Consider the following 19,591-nt stretch of genomic DNA (forward strand, 5'->3'; position numbering starts at 1 on the left):
AAAGCTCCCCTCAGGGAGCCCTTAAAATTTTATTTATTTCCACATGTCAACTTCAGAAGTTGAGTTTAGTCTTTCTCTATTGTGAGAGTTTGCTGCATCAAGAATGTTGTAGTAAGCCCAGAAGCCTTCACTAACGTCAGAGAACTTGTTAAGTGATGAAGTGTTCACATTGTTAAGTGAGCTTTTGTTTGTATTTCTGTTAAATACAGAGTTTAGGATTGTAACAGCTTCTGCTCTTGTGATCTTTGCGTTTGGTTTGAAGCTTCCATCTGGATAACCAGTTACATTTTTGTTACCATAAAGTTTGTCAATTGCATCCTTTGCCCAGTGGTCTTTAACATCTTTGAAGTCTGATGTGCTAGCTTTTTCATTTTTAAAACTGCTAGAAAGCTTTTGTTCAAATTCTGCTCTCTTTTTAACGTAGCCAGAAATCATTTGTGCAAATTCTGCTCTTGTTATGCTTTCATTTGGTTTAAATGTTCCATTAGGGTAACCAGAGATTAGTCCCATACCAACAACATAGTTGATTGCCTTTGAGTACCAATCGTTGCTTGCATCAGAAAATTTTGTAGCTTGGGATGTTCCAAAGTTTGCTCCACCATTTAGAAGGGTAGCAAACATTTGAGCTGCTTCTGCTCTTGTTACATTTGCTTGTGGCTTAAATGTTCCATCTGGATAGCCCTTGATGTAAGCAATTGCCTTAACTTCTTCTACTGCATTCTTTGTTACCTTGTATTCAATCTTAGTGATGTTTTTGTCCTTATCTCTAGCTTCGATTTTAATTGTTTCGCCATTTATTAGGGCTCTGTTTAGATATGCTGTAAATACTCCTGCGTTGTTTACATAAGTTGTGGAGATTTTATTGCCATTTGCATCGTAAACTGTGATTTCATCATCAGTATTTGCAGTTCCCTTTACAACTTTTTGTCCGTCAAGGGCTTCTGTAACTTTGAATTTTTTGTTTTCAACAGTTTTTGAATCTGTGTAGAATCTTAAATCTTTAAGATCACTATCATTGATGCTTTTGCTTAGAGTAAGTGTGAATTTTCCATCCTTGTCAGCTCTAACTGTGCCAAGTTTTTCTCCATCAAGATATACTGTGATAAAGTCAAAGGCATGACCCTTAACTCTTCCTGTTAGGACACTTCCAGAAGCACTTAAATCAGTAGCATCTACTCTTGTGCCCTTTATATTTCTGTAGTTGTCGTTTTTAATTTCTTTTTCTGCTGATTCATATCTACCATCTACAGCTTTTACTAAGTAAGTTTCTCCTTCTTTAAGATTTACACTAATCTTAATGTCTCCATTGCTGTAAGCTTGACCTATTCTTTCATAGCTAGAGTAAAATCCGTATCCATATCTTGAGTTTGCTAGTTTAATATAAATATCAGCATTTGATGAAGTATATCCTGTTAAATATTTTCCATCATATTTAAGGTTTGAAAGTGAAAGTCTTTCTCTTTGTCTTCTTTCTTCTTCTCTCTTTTCTCTTTCTTCTTTATCTTTCTTTTCTTTAGCTTCTTTATCTTCTCTTGCTTTCTTTTCTTCTGGTGTTTCTTTCTTTTCTTTATTTGGATCTACATTTCCAGGATCTTGTTTATCCTTTGGTTTTTCTGCTCCAGGTTGTGCTTGTGTTTCGCCTTTATTGTTTGGGTTTCCTGTTCCAAGTGTTGCTGACCCTGGTGTTGGTGCTTGTGTTGTTGCACCTGGAGTGCCTGTAGCTGGTTTTGCTGCTCCTTGATTAGGTGATGGTTTACCTGCAAAAGCAGATACTGGGATTGATGCTGCTAGCACTCCTGCTAGAGCAAGTGTTAAATATTTTTTGCTATATGGTTTCATAAAAATTTCCTCCTAAATCAAAAATATAAAATATATTTATACTCTTATTTCATACTATGTTACTGAGTTTAAAGCTTATTTGTGATAAAAAAGTGATAATTTAGAGCTTTTTATTGGATTTAATCTTTTCTTAATAATTTGTAATTTTACAGAAATAAAATTTTCTATCAAAAAAAGTAATAAAAAGAAAAAAAATTTAAGTCCTCACTTAATAAGAATTTTTATTCATTAATCAAGTTCTAAAAATCTACAGACCCTCATCATAAATTCTTTGCAAGTAAAAAGGACCTGCCTAAGCAAGCCCCTAAATTTATTTTACTTTGACAGACAAGTCGTCTACTTCTACTTCAACTACAATTGTGTCGCCGTCCATTACGTCGCCCCTAATTATCATCTTTGAAATAATAGTTTCAAGCTTGTGAGAGATGTATCTCTTAACAGGTCTTGCACCATATTGTGGGCTAAAGGATGCATTCAAGATAAATTCCAAAGCTCCATCTGTAACTTCGATGTGGATGTCTCTATCTGCAAGTCTCTTTTCAACTTCGGCAATGCTTTGTTTGATGATGCCATAGATTTCACTCTTTTGAAGTGGTTTGAATAATACAATTTCATCAACCCTGTTTAAGAATTCTGGCCTAAAGGATGCCCTCAAGTCATCCATAACATTTTCTCTCGCATCTTCTTTGATCTTGCCATCTTCATCGATGCCGTCAATTAAGAAGTGAGATCCAATGTTTGATGTCATTATAATAACTGTGTTTTTAAAGTCAACAGTCCTGCCTTGGTTGTCAGTAAGTCTACCATCATCAAGAACTTGTAACAAGATGTTGAATACATCTGGATGGGCCTTTTCGATTTCATCAAAGAGGATTACTGAGTATGGTTTTCTCCTTACTGCTTCAGTAAGTTGTCCACCTTCATCATATCCTACATATCCTGGAGGGGATCCAACAAGTCTTGACACAGAATGTTTTTCCATGTACTCGGACATGTCAATCCTTATTAGGTTTCTCTCGTCATCGAAAAGTGTTTCAGTAAGTGCCTTGGCTGTTTCAGTTTTACCAACTCCAGTTGGTCCTAAGAAGATAAAGGAACCTATTGGTTTGTTTTTATCTTTAAGTCCAGCTCTTGCTCTTAAAACTGCGTCTGACACAAGTTCAATAGCCTTGTCTTGACCTATTACCCTCTTGTGGAGGATATCTTCAAGACCTAACAATTTATCTCTTTCAGTCTTATTTAATTTTTCAACAGGGATTCCTGTCAACCTGCTAACTACATAGGCGATTTCATCTTCTGTGACTTCTTCCTTCACCATAGATGATTCGTCTTTTGTAGATGCTTTTTCTCTAGCTGCAAGTTCTTCTTTTAACTTTGGAAGAGTTCCGTATTTTAATTCAGAAAGCCTTTCAAGATCGTAGTTTCTTTCAGCTTCTTCTATTGCGTGGTTAGTGTCTTCGATTTTCTTCTTGATGTCCTTTGTGGAATCAAGTTCCTTCTTTTCTGCTTCCCACTTAGATTTTAATCTGTCAAACTCAGCCTTTTCTTCAGAAAGTTCTTCTTGAAGTTTTTTAAGTCTTTCAGCACTTGCCTCATCAGTTTCCTTTTTAAGGGCTTGATTTTCAATTTCAAGTTGCAAGATTTTTCTTCTAACTTCGTCAATTTCTGTTGGCATTGAGTCGATTTCTGTCCTAAGCATTGCACAAGCTTCGTCCATTAGGTCGATTGCCTTATCTGGCAAGAACCTGTCAGTGATATACCTGTCAGATAAAGTTGCCGCAGCTATAACTGCTGAGTCAGAGATCCTAATTCCGTGGTAGATTTCATATTTATCTTTTAGACCACGAAGGATTGCAATAGTATCTTCAACACTTGGTTCCTTTACCATAACCTTTTGGAATCTTCTTTCAAGGGCAGGGTCCTTTTCGATGTACTTTCTGTACTCGTCAAGAGTTGTTGCCCCAATAGCGTGAAGTTCACCACGAGCAAGCATTGGCTTTAAAAGGTTAGATGCGTCCATAGCACCATCAGTCTTGCCTGCTCCCACAATATTGTGGATTTCGTCGATAAATAAAATTATATCTCCATTGGATTTTAAGACTTCATTTAAAACAGCCTTTAATCTTTCTTCAAATTCACCACGATATTTTGCACCAGCAATTAGGGCCCCCATATCAAGTGAAAAGACAGTTTTGTTTTTTAAGCCTTCTGGCACGTCTTCAGAGACAATTCTTTGAGCAAGTCCACCAGCAATGGCAGTCTTACCAACTCCAGGAGGACCAATTAGAACTGGGTTGTTCTTAGTCCTACGAGAAAGAATCCTGATTACGTTACGAACTTCTTCGTCACGACCAATAACTGGGTCAAGCTTGCCTTCACGAGCAAGTTCAGTTAAATCTTGACCATACTTTTTAAGAGCGTCGTAAGTTCCTTCTGGGTTGTCAGTAGTAACGTGTTGGTTGCCCCTGATTTTTTTAAGGGCATTTAAAAATCCATCCGCATCAATCTTGTTCTTATTAAAGATAGAAGAAGAATCAGTCCCCTTCATATTCAAAAGAGCAAGGTAGATGTGTTCAACAGAAAGGTAATCATCACCCATCTTCTTCTTAAAGTCCTCTGCCTTTTGGAAAAGTTCCCTATAAGAAGAGTCGGCATAAACTTCTGCACCTGATTGTTTTGGAAGTCTTTCAATAACCTTTAAGACGTCACTTTTTAACATATCAGGGTTTTTGTCCATATATGTCAAGACCCTAGGAATAAGGCCTTCCTTGTCATTTAAGAGGGCATAGTTGATGTGAATTTCTTTTACCTCTGGATTGCCGTATTCCTTAGCAATATTATATGCACCTTGAACGGCTTCAAGGGATTTTTGAGTAAATTTGTCAAAATTCATATAAACACCTCATTTGTTCAATATATTTAATCAATTAAAAATTGTTATTTACTTAATTTTTCTAATTCCTTATATAATTTTTCTTGTTCTTCAGTTAAGTCCTTAGGATTTACAATATTAAAGACCACATAAAGGTCCCCCACATTTCCCTTAAGGTCCTTAAAGCCCTTAGAAGAAATCCTCATCTTGTTGCCGCCAACAAAACCTTGAGGAATCTTTAACTTTAACTTACCATTAAGAGTCTCTACAGTCTTAGAAGATCCAAGAGCAGCTTCCCATGGATAAATGTTAACAGTCCTTGTAACATCAAGCCCATCGAGGACAAGATCTTTTTCATCCTTGATGTTGATCTTGAACAAGATATCGCCAGGAAGACCAAACTTTTCTCCTTTTACCTTGACCTTCTTGCCCCTAGTGATTCCAGCAGGAACCTTGACAGCGACATCATATTCCTTTTGCTTGTAAGTTAAAGAAACATTCTTTGTCACACCTTCAAAGGCCTCCTTAATAGAAATAGAAAGCTCAGATTCAAATTTATTTCTAGCCTTCTTTTGGGACCTTCCCCTTCCCTTGGAAGAGAAATCTCCGAAGATGTCATTTAAGTTAAAGCCACCAGAGAAATTGCCACCAGACTTAGAAGAACCAAAAATAGTTTCAAAGAAGTCTGAGAAGTCTGCACCGCTTCCTCCTGTGGTATAAGTGTAACCATATTGAGAAGGGTCGAAATCATAGCCAGATGAAAAATCATAATTAGATCCGAAAGTATCATATTTCTTTCTCTTGTCGGGGTCTGACAAGACCTCGTAGGCCTCAGAGACTTCCTTAAACTTTTCTGCAGCTACCTCGTCGCCTTGGTTGACGTCAGGATGATATTTTTTCGCAAGCTTCCTATAAGCCTTCTTTATCTCCTTTTCATCTGCATCTTTAGAAACTCCAAGGATTTCATAATAATCTTTGTATTTCAAAATGTAACCTCCTCATATATATAAACATTTAATCTCACTCTAATTATATCCCAATAAAAAATATTGCAACATAATAGAAGTTAATTAAATAGATTTAAAATTAAGACCTTTATCTAGTTTCCGTTTCCGTTTCCGTTTCCGTTTTTGTGAAATTAAAATAAAAATCATAGTCAAATTTAGTTTGACTATCTTTGACTATCTAAATTATACAACATCATTAGCACTCTTGCAAGTAGTCTGCTAATTTATTTTAAAAAATTTTTATTGCCTTGTTTCTATGAAAACGATATACTATAAGTGTAAAACTAGAAAACAATATTTTAGAGAGGAGTAAACCATGAAGAAACTAAACATTAAAAAAATATCTATCTACTTATCTTTTTTACTTGTATCAATGTTAGTATTTACAGCTTGTAGTAAAAAAGATAATGCAGGTGGTCCTACAATTGCAGTTTCTTGGTCAACTGATGAAGTTGATAAAGATTCAAAGGATAAAGTAGATATAGACACTCAAATGTATGCTGACGCCTTAAGAAAAGCTGGTGCAAAAGTTGTATTTCTTAATGAAATGAAATCTCTTGACCAAGCTAAAGAAGAAATCAAAGATGTTCAAGGCGTTGTCATAACAGGTGGCGATGACTTAAATCCTGCTTTATACAACGAAGAACCAATTCCTACTTTAGAAGAAATTAATCCTAGAAGAGATGATTCCGACGTATTCTTACTTAAGGCTTTGTTAGAAGAAGATAAGCCTACATTAGCAACTTGCAGAGGAATGCAACTTACTAATGTTTTATCGGGTGGAACATTATATCAAGATATAATGGTACAACATCCAACTGACATAATTCACAGAGATCCAAATAAAAAAGTTTTTGTGAAGCATGAAATAAATGTATTTCCTGACAACATCTTAGCTGAAGGATTCGGAAAAAATGGTAACGTAGAAGTTAACTCTTGGCACCACCAAGCAGTTAAAGATTTAGGAAAAAATTTAGAAGTTTTAGCAGAAGCTCCTGATGGTACTATCGAAGCAATAAGAAGAACTGATAAAAAATACTTCTTAGGCTTACAATTCCACCCAGAAGCAATGATAATGGAAGATAATAATAAAGATGCATTAAATCTTTATAAAACTTTCATAGCAAAAGCACAAGAATTATCAAAAGAAGCAAAATAATTTTTTTATTCTAGTTTTACAAAAGCACAGAGGAGCAACTTAGCTCCTCTTTCTTATTAATTTTTATTATTTTATTCCCTTCTATATCAAAAGTTTTATAAATTTGTTAAATATTTTAAATTTCTTATTGTCTTATTCGTGTTACTATGTTAAACTGGTAACAGATTATTTAATACACTTTTTTAATTAAATTCCTTTTACTCGCCGAGGTCGTCTCGGCAATTTTTTTGTCCTTTTTTATGACTTAAGGATTTTTTATAAGCCCATAGCTTTTCACAACTTTATAGATTTTTATGAGTCTATCTTGTCTTATGACTTTGTAATTTTTTATAGCTTTGTAATTTTTTATGACTTTATAAAGTTTTGCAAACTCATAAATTTTTACAACTTCCCAACTTTAACTGCGACACTTTTGTGAGTCATTTTAAAAGCAATTCCCTTTGACCCTTCTTTTCAAAAATGATAAAATGAAATTACCATAAAGAGAAGGCGAGAGACAAGCTCATCGACCCTTCAGCAACCTACCCACGAGGCAAGGTGCTAATGCTTGTATGATGGATACGTATCAATCTTGCATCCATCTTTCGATGGGTGCTTTTTTCTTCTCTAATTTTAAAGGAGGAGTTTATATGTTAATGGAAGTTTATTACGAACATTATCAAGAAAATTGTAGGGGAGCTTATTGGGAAGAACCCATTTCTATTCCTTACGGAGTTTATGAAAGAGATAGGAAGGCTAGGAATTCATTCTATGGCTACTTAACATCTAAGGGTTTTAAGTGTGTCAATTGGAACAATGATTATCCCCTTATACTTGTCAACACAGAGCTTAAACGCTTTGGTTTAATCTATCGTGCCTGCGCTCATGAGTGCCTAGACTCAAGAAATTATACAATTCAAGAGTTCAAGGATGAGGTTCTAAACATTAAATAAATTTTTTAATTTGTTATGAGATGTCATATTTTATAAGTTAGCACAAACATAAAAAGAGGAAGTAACTATCTACTTCCTCTTTCACTATTACACAATAAACTACCCTCTACTCTATTTGGATGTAGGGGTTCCTTATTTTCTTTCATATACACTCTTGACTCCAGTTTTTCCTATGCTATAATTAAGTTAACAGAACCTCTCCACGCTTAATGTAGATTTTTTACATGCGGACCACGGAGAGGGCTTTTTTGTATAAGGAGAATTTGTATGGAATTAAAGCCTGCTTTAAGTTACAAAAATCAAATTATTAAACTAAAAAATGATCACAATCTTTCTATATCCAACTATGAATTTGCAGAAGAAATTCTAAAAAAAGTAAATTATTATAGACTTTCAGGCTATGGTATTGGCTTGAAAAAATCTGAAAATAAGGAACACTACAAAGATAAGGTAAGTATAGAGCATCTTTTTAATCTTTACTGTTTTGACAGTCAATTTAAAAATAATATTATAAGGACTATTGAGCAGATTGAAATTGAACTTAGAACCCAAATCGCTTATCACCTATCCAATAAATATGGTTCTGATGCTCTTATGCACGAAAATAATTTTATTTATAAAACTACCAAAGAAGGTCAAAGCATATATTCCATAATTAACGAAAATCTGAATAAGGAAATTAATAGACAAAAAAATAAACCTTTTGTTAAACATCACTTGAAAAAGTATAACGGATTATTTCCATTGTGGGTATCTGTTGAGCTTATGTCTTTTGGAAATTTATCTTCTTTATTCAGCATTTTAAAGTTAGAAGATCAGAAAGAAATTTCTGATTATTATAATACAGACCCTAAATATTTAAAAAATTGGATTTTATGCCTTGTTGAAGTTAGAAATATTTGTGCCCACTACACTAGACTCTATAATATGCCTCTAAAAGAAAATCCACGTTTATATTCCGAAAACGAACAATATAAGGCTAAACAAAACAAAATATTTCCTATCCTTCTAATTATAAAGAGAATTCTAAACTCTAATAATCAGTGGAAATCCCTTTTAAAAGATTTAGAAAACACTTTTGATAAGTATCAAGGCTACTTTAATTATAGTTTTATGGGCTTTCCAAAAAACTGGAAGGATATTCTTTAGTTTTTAATTAAATCTATTCTCTGTAATTTATTATTATATTTTTAATTTAAGTCTTTCACATTAAAAGACCCCCTAATCCATTTGGATCTAGGGGGTTAGTTTTTTATGAATTGAATTCTTTATATTCTCTTTTGGCTTCTTCTTGTTCTTCTGGTATTACTTTGATGCTGGCTTTTATTATCCTTTTTTCTGCTACTGCTAGTTCTGTCAAGATGCAGCCGCCTGCCTTGACACTAAGTTTTTTCTTTTGTTTTTCGTCTGGTATAAAGCCAAGCTTTTCTATTATCAAGCCAGATATTGTTTCGTGATTTTCCGAATATAATGATAGTCCTAGGGCATCGTTTATGTCTTCTATGTCCATGGATCCGTCTACTATATATTCGTTTTCGCCAATTTTTTCTACGCTGTGGTCTTCCTTGTCGTACTCGTCTTCGATTTCTCCAACTATTTCTTCTACTATGTCTTCTACTGTAACCATACCAGAGAAACCTCCGTACTCGTCAATTAGGATTGCTACATAGTTTTTGGATGCTTGAAGTTCCTTTAGAAGCATGTCAATTTTTTTGGTTTCTGGTACATAGTAAGGTGACTTGATACAGTTGTCCAAGTTTATGGACTCGTAATCATTTTTTGCGTATTCAACAAAGAGATCCTTGATGTAAACTGTTCCCAGGATGTTGTCTGTGTTCTCACGATAGACTGGCATCCTTGAGTAACCCATCTTCAAGACTTCTGTTATTGTTTCTGTTGTGAACTCGTCGTAGTCTAGCATGTAAATGGAAGTCCTTGGTGTCATAATTTCGTATGCCAACTTGTCGTCAAAGTCCATTATGTTAACTATCATTTCTTCCCCAGCTGAGTTGATTACTCCTTGTTGGGTTGAAACTTTTATATAGGATTTTAATTCTTCTTCTGAAATTTTTTCTTCTACGTCCTCTGAATATTTTCCCATAATCTTTAATACTAATACTGTTGAAACTGATAGTAATTTTACAAAGGGATAAAATATTTTTGAGGCCAAGGCAATTGCACCTGATGCTTTAAGGGCAACTTTTTCTGAATTTTGTAGGGCAATTCTCTTTGGCACTAGCTCCCCAAAAACAAGTGTTATATAGGATAGGGCAAGAGTCACCAAAATAAAGGCTACTGTCCCACCATAGGGGATCCCGTATCTTCTTAAGAATTCTCCAAATACTTTTGAAATAGAAGTAGCTGCAGATCCAGATGAGAAAAATCCTGCCAAGGTTATTGCTACTTGGGTTGTGGATAAAAATCTCGTTTGATCTTCTGAGATATCTAAAAGAGCCTTTGCTCTCTTATCTCCTTTTTCTGCCATTTCTTTTATCTTGTTGTTGTTTACTGAAACCATTGCCATTTCAGCTGACGCAAAAAATGCGTTAATGCTTGTAAGTATTGCTATTAATATGAGCTTAGCCCACAAGGCGCCATCGTCCATAAAATCTTCCTCCCTATCTTTTTAGCCTAATTATATCAAAGAATTTATATTTGTGACAATAAAATAATTAATCTTATCAAGCTTTTTTACTCACTTCCTATGTTTTAAGAATTTCGCCCTCTGGTGTTAGTTATTTATGACTAAGCGTGGTGGGCTTGGATGAAAATTTAAAATAAAAGAAGAAGGGCCTTCTACTTAATTGCCCTTCTTCTCTTTACTTAACTAAAAAATTTTTTACTTCTTCAATTTTTACTTCATCTAGGCTCTTGTGCTTCCAATCTGGATTATTGTCCTTGTCAATCATTTTGGCTCTTATGCCCTCTTCCATCTCGCCAAGCTCTAGGCATTGTCTTAAAATTTTTAAATCCAAATCCACAGTTTCATGGTAGGTCAAGCCCTTGCCAAGAAAATATTTTTCAAACTGCAAAGCCAAGATAAATTGGGATTTGCCTCTTAGGTTCTTTAAAACATCTCTTGCAAATTCATCCTCTTGGTTCTCTTCTAGAATTTTATAAATTTCTCCTAAGCTATCCTTACAGAAATACTTTTCTATCTTGTCAGAATTTTTTTCAACAAAGGTCTCCTGACTTTCCTTTTTATATTTTTCTGCTTCTTCTCTTAACTTCTCTATTAGTCCTTGTCCCCTATATTTTTCTGATAAATCAAAAAACTTTTCTCTTAGCTTTTCATAATCCTTTGAATCTATAAAGACATGAGCAAGTCCATGCTTTATCAAGTCCGGGGATGCTAGACGTCCTCCACAGAGCCCTAGGTATTGTCCAAGAGCTTGAGGCAAGCTAGAGATAAATTTTCCCACACCTACATCGGGGACGAATCCCAAGCTTGTTTCTGGCATTGCCCATTGTACACTTTCATCACAAATTATAAGGTCAGAATTTATACTAATTCCAATTCCACCACCCATTACAATGCCCTTCCAATAGGATACAATAGGTTTTTTATATGAGGCTACATACTTATCCAGAGCAAACTCCTTGATAAAAAGTTCGTCTTTATTCTTACAGTCATCATTAGTGATAAAGTCCTTGTAGAGGTGGACTAAGTCGCCGCCAGAACAAAAACCCCTGTCAGATAAACTTTCGAAGAGGATAGCCCTTATTCCATCGTCCTTTTCCCATTTTTCTAAGATATTTCTTATATCCTTTACCATCTTTAAGTTTATAGCATTTATTTTATTGGGCCTATTAAAATAAATTATGCCAAAATTTTTTATCACTTTGCTAATTATAAAATCATCTTTTTTCATCATATCACCATCTTCTTAATTATTTTTAATGTCTACCCCAATTTATAGATAAGAAATTGAAAAATATAAATCTCATTAATTCATAAGACTCCAAGTCAATCAAATGAGTTTAGTCAATAAAAAATCCCGACTCTCGTCAGGATCCTTATTTTTTATTTTGTGCCAAGTTTATTATTTGGTCTGCTATGCTTTCAAAGTCAAAGGAAGATGAGTTTATTAAGATGTCGTAGTTGGCAGACTCGCCCCAAGTTCTTCCAGTATTTCTAGAATAGTGGTTGGCACGTCTGTTGTTTTCGCGAGTCATCTTTATATCAAGTTTATCTTTTTTAACCTTGTAAGTATTTAAAATTCTTTCTTCTTTAAAGTCTTTTGATGCGTAGATAAAGACTGATAGCTTTGGAAAGTCTTCCAAGACAAAGTCCCCGCACTTGCCAAAGATCACAACTTTTTTCTTTTTTGCAAGCTCCCTAATTGTCCTTGAATCTAAGAGGAAGGCTGCGTCGTCAACTGCTATGTCCTCTTGGGAGTAGGAATAGTTTTGTCTGTATAGGTCGTAGATGGTTCCCTGTAAGAAGGAATCATCTTTTTTTATTTCTTCGGGTTTTACCTTCTTTTCAAGACTTGTAAGTTCTATAAGTTTTTCGTCATAAAATTCGTAATTTAATTTATCGGCAACTGTCTTGGCAATTTCATTTGCCCCAGAGCCATATTCTCCATCAATTGTTATTAATTTTTCTCCATCTTTTTGGAAAATTTTTTTAAATAGTGACATATCCTCACCTCTCTTTAATTATACTCTAGCAATGTGAAAATTTTTTTATTCTATTTAAAATTCTTGTGAAATTTTATCCCCTATCTAATTTTCTTTCTATCCTCTTCTCGATATAAGTTTCTATTGGGACTTGAGCAAATATAGTTGCCACAAAAATTACTATAGCTCCAAAAATTTCCCTTTCAGTCATCTCTTGGGATAGGATGAGCCAACCAAAGAGGGCGCCAAAAACTGATTCAAGTGAACAGATCATAGATGCCACAACTGGCTCTAGGTCCTTTAGTGCCATTAGTTGAATTGTAAATCCAACTCCTGATGATAAGATTCCTACATAGAGAATTGTGACTTGAGATTTTAAAATTGCTTCCATACTTATGTCTTCAAGTACAAGGGCTCCCACTAAAGATATGACTCCACAAACTGCAAACTGAACTAGGGAAACCAAAACTGCATTGGTATTAGTTGAGTACTTTGTCAGTAATAAGATGTGGATAGCAAAGACAAGGGCAGATAGGATTACAATTAAGTCTCCCCTATTAATGTTTAGTCCACCCTTGATGGACAAGAGGTAGGTACCCACCATGGCTAGGAAGATACAAATTATAATTTTTAAACTTGGTCTCCTGCCAAAAAGTAGTCCCAAGACCGGAATAAAAACTATGTAGAGGGCTGTCAAAAAACTTGCCTTGGCAGCTGTTGTATAAATTAAAGAAACCTGTTGAAGGTTGATGGCTAGGGTAAAGACCAGACCGCAAATACTTCCACCCACGAGAGTCCTCTTCATATCAAATTTATCTTCCCTGTATGATGCCGACTTCATCATAAAAAATTTATAGGTTAGGTATAAAAATACAACTGCTACAAAACATCTTGAAGCAGTAAAAGAAAGGGGCCCTAAGTACTCCATGCCCGCTGCTTGTGCTACAAAGGCAAGTCCCCAGATAATTGCTGTTGCAAATAACATTATTGATGCTTTTAATTCTCTTTTCATTTTTACACCACCCAAAAAACACCAATTCAGAAGTTTAAGCCCAAATTGATGTTAAAATTCTATAATTAATCTTATCATAATTTATCTAAGAAAAATAGTAATGCAATACTTCTTACTGTAAATATTTTAAATTAGACCTTTTTAAAATCTCATGTATAATTAAGTTAAGAGGTGAATTATGATTAAGTTTAATTTGTATAAAGAAGGAGGACTAAAGGTCCACTTCGTTAAAAAAGATCAAGAGCTTCCACTTGAAATTAAGGACTACCTTGAGAAGAAAAAGTTCGCTTATAAGTTTAAAGAAAGTTTATACCTTCCTAGCTTTGAAGAAGAATCTGAAATCTTTATGGGACTTGGAGATGGCAACTTAGACCTAGAAGATGTGAGAAATCTTTTCTTCGAACTTGGAAACATTTTAAGAGACAACCAAGAGCATGAAGTCGAAATAAAAATGCCAGACCTTGGAATGTGCAACAAGAAAACTATTATGGCAGCCTACGAAGGACTTCGCCAAGGTGAATATGAATTCACAAAGAAGACTGACGTTAAAGAAAAGAAAGCAGACTTTGAAATAACTGTCAACTATTCTGCCTTTAAGGGACCCGAAGTAAAATTAAGACAAGGTCTTAATAAGATGGAAAATATTATGGACGGAGTCTTCCTTGCAAGAGACCTTGTTAACGAAAGGGCCAATGTAATCTATCCAGAAACTCTTGCCAATATTGCAAAAGAAAAATTAGAAGACCTTGGTGTCAAGGTAACAGTTTATGAAGAAGACGAAATCGAAAAAATTGGAATGAAGGCTTTTTTAAGAGTTGCAGCAGGCGCCACAAACCGTCCAAGACTTATTGTAATGGAATACAAGAACGCCGACACAGAGAAAGTTGCCCTTGTTGGTAAGGGGCTAACTTACGACTCAGGTGGCTACAACATAAAGTCACCTGCCGGCATGAACTATATGCACTGCGACATGGGCGGTGCAGGCACAGTTATTGGCACAATCTATGCCCTTGCAAAGAACAAGGCAAAGACAAATATAGTTGGCGTAGTGGCAGCTTGCGAAAATATGATTTCAGGTCAGGCTTACAAGTCTGGCGACGTAATCGACTCCATGAAGGGACTTACAATTGAAGTTGCAAACACAGATGCCGAAGGAAGAATCACCCTTGCCGATGCAGTTCACTATGCGACAAATGATCTTGGAGCTGAAAAAATTATTGATCTTGCAACACTTACTGGTGCAGTGACAATTGCTCTTGGAGAAGTTTACACTGGCGCAGTTACAAATAACGAAGCCTTCTACAATGAAGTCCTTGAAGCTGGCAAGCTAGCTGGAGAAAAAATGTGGGCCTTCCCTTATGACGAAGACTACAAGAAGTTAAACAAGTCAGAAGTTGCTGACATCAAGAACACATCTGGTAGACAAGCAGGATCTGTTACAGCAGGACTCTTCGTTGGCGAATTCGTAAAAGAAAACACACCTTGGGTCCACCTAGACATAGCAGCAACAGCTTATAGGGATAAGAAGTCAGGCTACCTTCCAAAGAATGCAACTGGCATTCACGTTAAGACATTAAACAACCTATTAGACCCAACAAATTGCTAAAAATTTTAAACTACAAACCACTGGCTCAGGCTAGTGGTTTTTCTTGTGCTTGTTTTTATTAATTAAGACATAAAAACTACAAACCACTGGCTCAGGCTAGTGGTTTTTCTTGTGCTTGTTTTTATTAATTAAGACATAAAAACTACAAACCACTGGCTCAGGCTAGTGGTTTTTCTTGTGCTTGTTTTTATTAATTAAGACATAAAAACCTGCTAACAAAAGTCAAGCTTAACCTGAAATTAATTTCAGGTTATTTGATTGTTTGAGTAATTAAATTAGCGCATGGCAAACAAACCGAGTGTAATCAATCGGCTTGCTTTTTAGTGTTATTCTAAATCTTATGCTACTTTTAATTCTTGTTTCTGGGCTTTTGATTCCATAACTCTTGCATAGTAGATTCTTAAGAATTTGTTTAATCCTGCAAATTTACAAACTTTTTTGGCTTTTCCTTCTTTTTCTTTTTTTATCATGTAATTATATATTTCGTTTTCTGGATTTTTCGAACTCATCATACATTTCATGGCTTGATAGCCTACTTTTCTTAGTATTGCATTTCCTCTTTTGCTTATTTTTCTTTGATCTGCTTTAAAGTTTCCTGATTCGTATGGTGGTGCGTCTATTCCTATGAAGGATATTAGGCTTTTTTTATTTTTAAATTTTCTTAGGTCTCCAAGTTCTGCTACTATTTGTACTGCTAATTTTTCTGATATGCCTGAAAATTTTTTTGCTTCTTGATATTCTTCTAGGGGCTCGGATATTTCTATCATTTGTGATAAAATATTTTTTAGAATCTGATTTATTTGTTTTATCAGGTTTATTCCTTCTCTGATATTCGTTTCTATTTTTGAGTTATGGGAAGGTTGTGTTGAGATACTATCTTCTGCTATTTTGTAAATGGCTTTTGCTTTGTTTACATTTGGATGGTATCTCTTTTCTTTTGCCCAAGTTTTGTATTCTTCTACAAATTCTTCTTCTGTGTTTTCTATTATTAGGTCTTTATGCCACCATTTTTCTAGAAAGTCTAATAGTTTGTCTTTTGAAAAGTCTCCTGAATTATGTGGTATTAGTTTTTTTATTCCTGGAAATGTTTGATGTATTGTTTGATCTATGTAGTTCATTTGATTGATTCTTAGATTCATATAATGTTGGTAGTTTCTGTTTAATTCTTTTAGGACTCTGTAGTTCTCTTTATCTATTTTGTATTCTTCTAATTCTTTCCAATACATTAGTCCATATTCTGCTATTTGTTTTGCATCTATCTTGTCATTTTTTGCTTTCCTAAAGTTTAATGCTCTACAGAATTGTTTCATTTTTAATGGATTTATTACTGTTACAAAGTAGCCTCTATCTTTTAATTCATAAAGTATTGGTAGATGATATTTTCCTGTTGCTTCCATTGTTATTTTTATTTCTTCTTTTAATTTTTCTAGTTTCTCTATTAATTTTTCTATTTCTGTTTTGTTTAGAGAAACATCGAAGGGTTTCCAAATTATTTTGCTTCCTTGTTCTAATGCACAAACTGTTATTTTCTCTTTTGATATGTCTATTCCTACAGATATCATATTTTTTCCTTCTTTCTTTTTATTTTGTAGTTTCTACCTGCACCATTACACTCATTTTAGCTTGTGACACGGGCGCTTTGCCCAACCTGCTTAACCGAATATGAATAATGAAAAGGTAGTTGACAGTTTTTATGGCGGATGTTTAAACCCTAAAACAGCCTCGTCATACTACTTCTTCATTATACAAAAATAGTGCAAGATAGGAATTACTTCCTTTCTTACACTATTTATGGTACTAAAAACTCTGCCATATAGAGATGACAGAGTCCTTAGAAATTTAATATAGTTTGCAATAAAAAATCTGCTAGAGATTTCTCTCTAACAGATTTGTTTTTTTATAGGAATAGTCCGCCGTGTGCAACAAATAGTGGTGCGAATACAAGGGATACAACAGTTATAAGTTTAATTAGAATGTTAAGAGAAGGTCCTGATGTATCTTTGAATGGGTCACCAACTGTGTCTCCAGTTACAGCTGCCTTGTGAGCTTCTGAACCTTTACCACCGTGTGCTCCACCTTCAATGTATTTCTTAGCGTTGTCCCAAGCTCCACCAGCGTTTGACATAAAGATTGCCATTAGTACACCAGTTACAAGAGCTCCGGCTTGAAGTCCGCCTAGGGCTTCTGTACCAAGTAGTAGACCTACAAGGATTGGAACAATTACAGCGATTAGTCCTGGTACGATCATTTGCTTAAGGGCAGCACCTGTTGAGATGTCAACACAAGTTGCATATTCAGGTCTTGCTTTACCTTCCATGATTCCAGGAATTTCTCTAAATTGTCTTCTTACTTCGTCGATCATTTCTGATGCTGCGTTACCTACTGCTGACATAGTAAGTGCAGAGAAGGCAAATGGAAGCATACCACCAACGAATGTTGCAGCTATAACTTCTGGTTTTGAAATATCAATTCCACTAAGACCAGTAGCGTTAATGTAAGAAACGAAAAGTGCAAGGGCAGTAAGTGCTGCTGATCCAATTGCAAATCCCTTTCCTATAGCTGCTGTTGTATTACCAACAGAGTCAAGTGAGTCTGTGATATCACGAACTTCTTCTGGTAGTTCACACATTTCTGCAATACCACCAGCGTTGTCTGCGATTGGTCCATAAGCATCTACGGCAATTGTCATACCAGTTGTTGAAAGCATACCAACAGCAGCAAGAGAAATTCCGTAAAGTCCTATGATTGGATTAGTGCTTCCGCCAGCTCCAAGGTAAGATGCAATAATACCAATAGCGATAATGATGATTGGTCCAACTGTTGACATCATACCAACAGAAAGTCCAGCAATAATATTTGTTGAAGAACCAGTTTCTGATTCTGCTCCGATTCTCTTAACTGGTGCATAATCATCTGCTGTGTAATATTCTGTGAATTTAGAAATTATTAGACCAACTGCAATACCAATGATTACTGGTGCAAATGGTGAAAAACTTCCAAAGATGTAGTTTGATAAAAGTGCTGAAGCTATCATTGTAACAGCAGCTGCTACATATTCACCTGCGTTAAGAGCCTTTTGTGGGTTCTTGTCTCCCTTTACAAAGAAAGCAGCTACAATTGATGCAAGAATACCAACTGTTGCAACAAGCATTCCAAATACAACGCCTTTTTCTTCGTAAGCTACAACTCCAAGAGTAATAACTGAAAGAAGGGCTCCAACGTATGATTCAAATAAGTCAGCTCCCATACCAGCAACGTCCCCAACGTTATCTCCTACGTTATCAGCGATAACTGCAGGGTTTCTTGGGTCGTCTTCTGGGATACCAGCTTCAACTTTACCTACAAGGTCAGCTCCAACGTCTGCAGCCTTAGTGTAGATACCACCACCAACTCTTGCGAAAAGTGCAATAGATGATGCTCCAAGTGAAAATCCTGTAATGATTTCAGTTTGTCCACCTGTTAAGAAGTATGCGCCGGTAATACCAATAATTCCTAGACCAACAACGCACATTCCCATTACAACCCCACCTGAAAAGGCAACATCAAGGGCTTTACCTAGACCACCCTTCCATGCTGCGTTTGTTGTTCTAACGTTTGCTTTTGTAGCAACCTTCATACCAACATAACCAGCAGCTACTGAAAAGATAGCTCCTACTACGAAACAAATAGCAGTTGGAATTGATTTAAGTCCTACTGCCAAGATAATTGCAAGTACAACGACAAATACAACAAGAGCCTTATATTCTCTTGTTAAAAATGCCATAGCTCCTTCTGAAATGTAAGATGAAATTTCCTTCATTCTTTCATTTCCGGCATCTTGTCTTGACACAAAGCCAGCCTTGTAACCAGCAAATAGTAGTGCCAAAACGCCGACAATAGGAGCTAGATATAACATATTCATTCTAATCCTCCTTAAATTTTAATTACAACTTACTTATTAAAAAGATATTAATAGAAATAAAATTGCAATAACAACCAATATTGGAAGTATAAAAATTATAATTTTTATTCCTCCCCTTAACTCTAATTAAATTGCAGCTAATACAATAAGTGCAAGTGCAAAAACGATGCTTGAACCAATAACAACTCTATTTTGGATATCTTTTTTACTAGAACCCTTGTGAGATCCCCACATAGCAGTTTCTTCGCCTTGAAGAGTTCCTAGACCAGCTTGTTCTGATTCCATTTGTGCAACTACAGTTATTACAATTATGCTCGCAATAATAATTATAATAGATAATAAAGTTTGCAAACTTATACCCCCCTTAAATTTCTATAACATATAAATTCTAACACAGCAAGGCTTGCTAATCAACGAATTTATAGGATATTTTGGCTTTTTTTAACAAGTTAACTCATTTTTTAAGGATTCTTCGATTAAGTCCTCTCTATCTTGCATTGCAAGAAGAGTTTTTTCTATTAAGTCATCAAGTTCCCAGCCAAGATTTTCTGTTCCTCTCTTTATCACAATAATTTTTGAATTTCACTTTTATCTACTTATGTTATAATGAAAGTAAGAATGCAATGAACAATGGAGGTTT

The 19,591-nt window shown here is 35.1% G+C and carries 15 protein-coding genes and 1 riboswitch; of the genes, 4 read left to right on the plus strand and 11 right to left on the minus strand.

Translation table 11 applies throughout. The annotated features are described in order from the left end of the window. Positions 1-33 precede the first annotated feature (33 nt). The 3 genes from CAN42_RS02045 to CAN42_RS02055 form a co-directional block, all read right to left on the minus strand. A complete protein-coding gene (locus tag CAN42_RS02045; protein ID WP_085875333.1) occupies positions 34-1,839 on the minus strand; it encodes an S-layer homology domain-containing protein in 1,806 nt (601 codons plus the stop codon). A 310-nt stretch (positions 1,840-2,149) separates the two neighbouring features. After that, complete coding sequence (clpB, locus tag CAN42_RS02050) at positions 2,150-4,732, minus strand: ATP-dependent chaperone ClpB (protein ID WP_085875334.1); 2,583 nt, start codon at positions 4,730-4,732, stop codon at positions 2,150-2,152. 44 nt (positions 4,733-4,776) lie between these two features. After that, the gene (locus CAN42_RS02055; RefSeq protein ID WP_085875335.1) at positions 4,777-5,697 is read right to left on the minus strand and encodes a DnaJ domain-containing protein; all 921 of its coding nucleotides are present in this window, start codon (positions 5,695-5,697) and stop codon (positions 4,777-4,779) included. 337 nt (positions 5,698-6,034) lie between these two features. Here CAN42_RS02055 and CAN42_RS02060 point away from each other — a divergent pair, with 337 nt between their 5' ends. The 3 genes from CAN42_RS02060 to CAN42_RS02070 all read left to right on the plus strand — a co-directional run bounded on the left by CAN42_RS02060 (position 6,035) and on the right by CAN42_RS02070 (position 8,958). After that, a complete protein-coding gene (locus tag CAN42_RS02060) occupies positions 6,035-6,877 on the plus strand; it encodes a gamma-glutamyl-gamma-aminobutyrate hydrolase family protein (RefSeq protein WP_085875336.1) in 843 nt (280 codons plus the stop codon). Between the two features lie 473 nt (positions 6,878-7,350). Beyond that, a riboswitch (SAM riboswitch) is annotated at positions 7,351-7,438 on the plus strand. Between the two features lie 68 nt (positions 7,439-7,506). Next, positions 7,507-7,809: a hypothetical protein gene (locus CAN42_RS02065; protein ID WP_085875337.1), complete on the plus strand. Its 303-nt coding sequence runs from the start codon at positions 7,507-7,509 to the stop codon at positions 7,807-7,809. Between the two features lie 267 nt (positions 7,810-8,076). Beyond that, entirely contained in the window at positions 8,077-8,958 is an 882-nt protein-coding gene (locus tag CAN42_RS02070) for an Abi family protein (RefSeq protein ID WP_085875338.1), read from the plus strand. 103 nt (positions 8,959-9,061) lie between these two features. Here CAN42_RS02070 and CAN42_RS02075 read toward each other — a convergent pair whose 3' ends face one another. The 4 genes from CAN42_RS02075 to CAN42_RS02090 form a co-directional block, all read right to left on the minus strand. Next, positions 9,062-10,414, minus strand: coding sequence for a hemolysin family protein (locus CAN42_RS02075; RefSeq protein WP_085875339.1), 1,353 nt, complete (start codon positions 10,412-10,414; stop codon positions 9,062-9,064). Between the two features lie 214 nt (positions 10,415-10,628). Then, a complete protein-coding gene (locus CAN42_RS02080) occupies positions 10,629-11,681 on the minus strand; it encodes an enoyl-CoA hydratase/isomerase family protein (RefSeq protein WP_085875340.1) in 1,053 nt (350 codons plus the stop codon). A 145-nt stretch (positions 11,682-11,826) separates the two neighbouring features. Further along, the gene (locus CAN42_RS02085) at positions 11,827-12,453 is read right to left on the minus strand and encodes a cytidylate kinase-like family protein (protein ID WP_085875341.1); all 627 of its coding nucleotides are present in this window, start codon (positions 12,451-12,453) and stop codon (positions 11,827-11,829) included. Between the two features lie 73 nt (positions 12,454-12,526). Further along, positions 12,527-13,444 (minus strand): DMT family transporter, encoded by a 918-nt coding sequence (locus CAN42_RS02090; RefSeq protein ID WP_085875342.1) that lies wholly within the window; start codon positions 13,442-13,444, stop codon positions 12,527-12,529. 178 nt (positions 13,445-13,622) lie between these two features. Here CAN42_RS02090 and CAN42_RS02095 point away from each other — a divergent pair, with 178 nt between their 5' ends. Next, on the plus strand, positions 13,623-15,050 hold the full coding sequence (locus CAN42_RS02095; protein ID WP_085875343.1) for a leucyl aminopeptidase: 1,428 nt from the start codon (positions 13,623-13,625) through the stop codon (positions 15,048-15,050). Between the two features lie 338 nt (positions 15,051-15,388). Here CAN42_RS02095 and CAN42_RS02100 read toward each other — a convergent pair whose 3' ends face one another. From CAN42_RS02100 to CAN42_RS09135, 4 genes are all read right to left on the minus strand, one after another. Continuing rightward, on the minus strand, positions 15,389-16,612 hold the full coding sequence (locus CAN42_RS02100; protein ID WP_085875082.1) for an IS110 family RNA-guided transposase: 1,224 nt from the start codon (positions 16,610-16,612) through the stop codon (positions 15,389-15,391). 335 nt (positions 16,613-16,947) lie between these two features. Further along, positions 16,948-18,951 (minus strand): sodium-translocating pyrophosphatase, encoded by a 2,004-nt coding sequence (locus tag CAN42_RS02105; protein ID WP_085875344.1) that lies wholly within the window; start codon positions 18,949-18,951, stop codon positions 16,948-16,950. 126 nt (positions 18,952-19,077) lie between these two features. Further along, positions 19,078-19,302 (minus strand): preprotein translocase subunit SecG, encoded by a 225-nt coding sequence (locus CAN42_RS02110; RefSeq protein ID WP_062571062.1) that lies wholly within the window; start codon positions 19,300-19,302, stop codon positions 19,078-19,080. Positions 19,303-19,392: 90 nt separating this feature from the next. Next, positions 19,393-19,518, minus strand: a complete 126-nt coding sequence (locus CAN42_RS09135) for a hypothetical protein (RefSeq protein ID WP_280630420.1) — start codon at positions 19,516-19,518, stop codon at positions 19,393-19,395. Positions 19,519-19,591: the final 73 nt, after the last annotated feature.

Origin of the sequence: Peptoniphilus vaginalis, assembly GCF_900176605.1 — a bacterium.
Classification (GTDB): Bacteria; Bacillota; Clostridia; order Tissierellales; family Peptoniphilaceae; genus Peptoniphilus_A; species Peptoniphilus_A vaginalis.

What these genes read in the sequence shown, in the direction of transcription:
- CAN42_RS02095 (WP_085875343.1), top strand. Translation starts at nt 13,623, where the DNA reads ATGATTAAGTTTAATTTGTATAAAGAAGGAGGACTAAAGGTCCACTTC.
- clpB (WP_085875334.1), bottom strand. Translation starts at nt 4,732, where the DNA reads ATGAATTTTGACAAATTTACTCAAAAATCCCTTGAAGCCGTTCAAGGT.
- CAN42_RS02045 (WP_085875333.1), bottom strand. Translation starts at nt 1,839, where the DNA reads ATGAAACCATATAGCAAAAAATATTTAACACTTGCTCTAGCAGGAGTG.
- CAN42_RS02100 (WP_085875082.1), bottom strand. Translation starts at nt 16,612, where the DNA reads ATGATATCTGTAGGAATAGACATATCAAAAGAGAAAATAACAGTTTGT.
- CAN42_RS02075 (WP_085875339.1), bottom strand. Translation starts at nt 10,414, where the DNA reads ATGGACGATGGCGCCTTGTGGGCTAAGCTCATATTAATAGCAATACTT.
- CAN42_RS02090 (WP_085875342.1), bottom strand. Translation starts at nt 13,444, where the DNA reads ATGAAAAGAGAATTAAAAGCATCAATAATGTTATTTGCAACAGCAATT.
- CAN42_RS02070 (WP_085875338.1), top strand. Translation starts at nt 8,077, where the DNA reads ATGGAATTAAAGCCTGCTTTAAGTTACAAAAATCAAATTATTAAACTA.
- CAN42_RS02065 (WP_085875337.1), top strand. Translation starts at nt 7,507, where the DNA reads ATGTTAATGGAAGTTTATTACGAACATTATCAAGAAAATTGTAGGGGA.
- CAN42_RS02060 (WP_085875336.1), top strand. Translation starts at nt 6,035, where the DNA reads ATGAAGAAACTAAACATTAAAAAAATATCTATCTACTTATCTTTTTTA.
- CAN42_RS02080 (WP_085875340.1), bottom strand. Translation starts at nt 11,681, where the DNA reads ATGAAAAAAGATGATTTTATAATTAGCAAAGTGATAAAAAATTTTGGC.
- CAN42_RS02085 (WP_085875341.1), bottom strand. Translation starts at nt 12,453, where the DNA reads ATGTCACTATTTAAAAAAATTTTCCAAAAAGATGGAGAAAAATTAATA.
- CAN42_RS02105 (WP_085875344.1), bottom strand. Translation starts at nt 18,951, where the DNA reads ATGAATATGTTATATCTAGCTCCTATTGTCGGCGTTTTGGCACTACTA.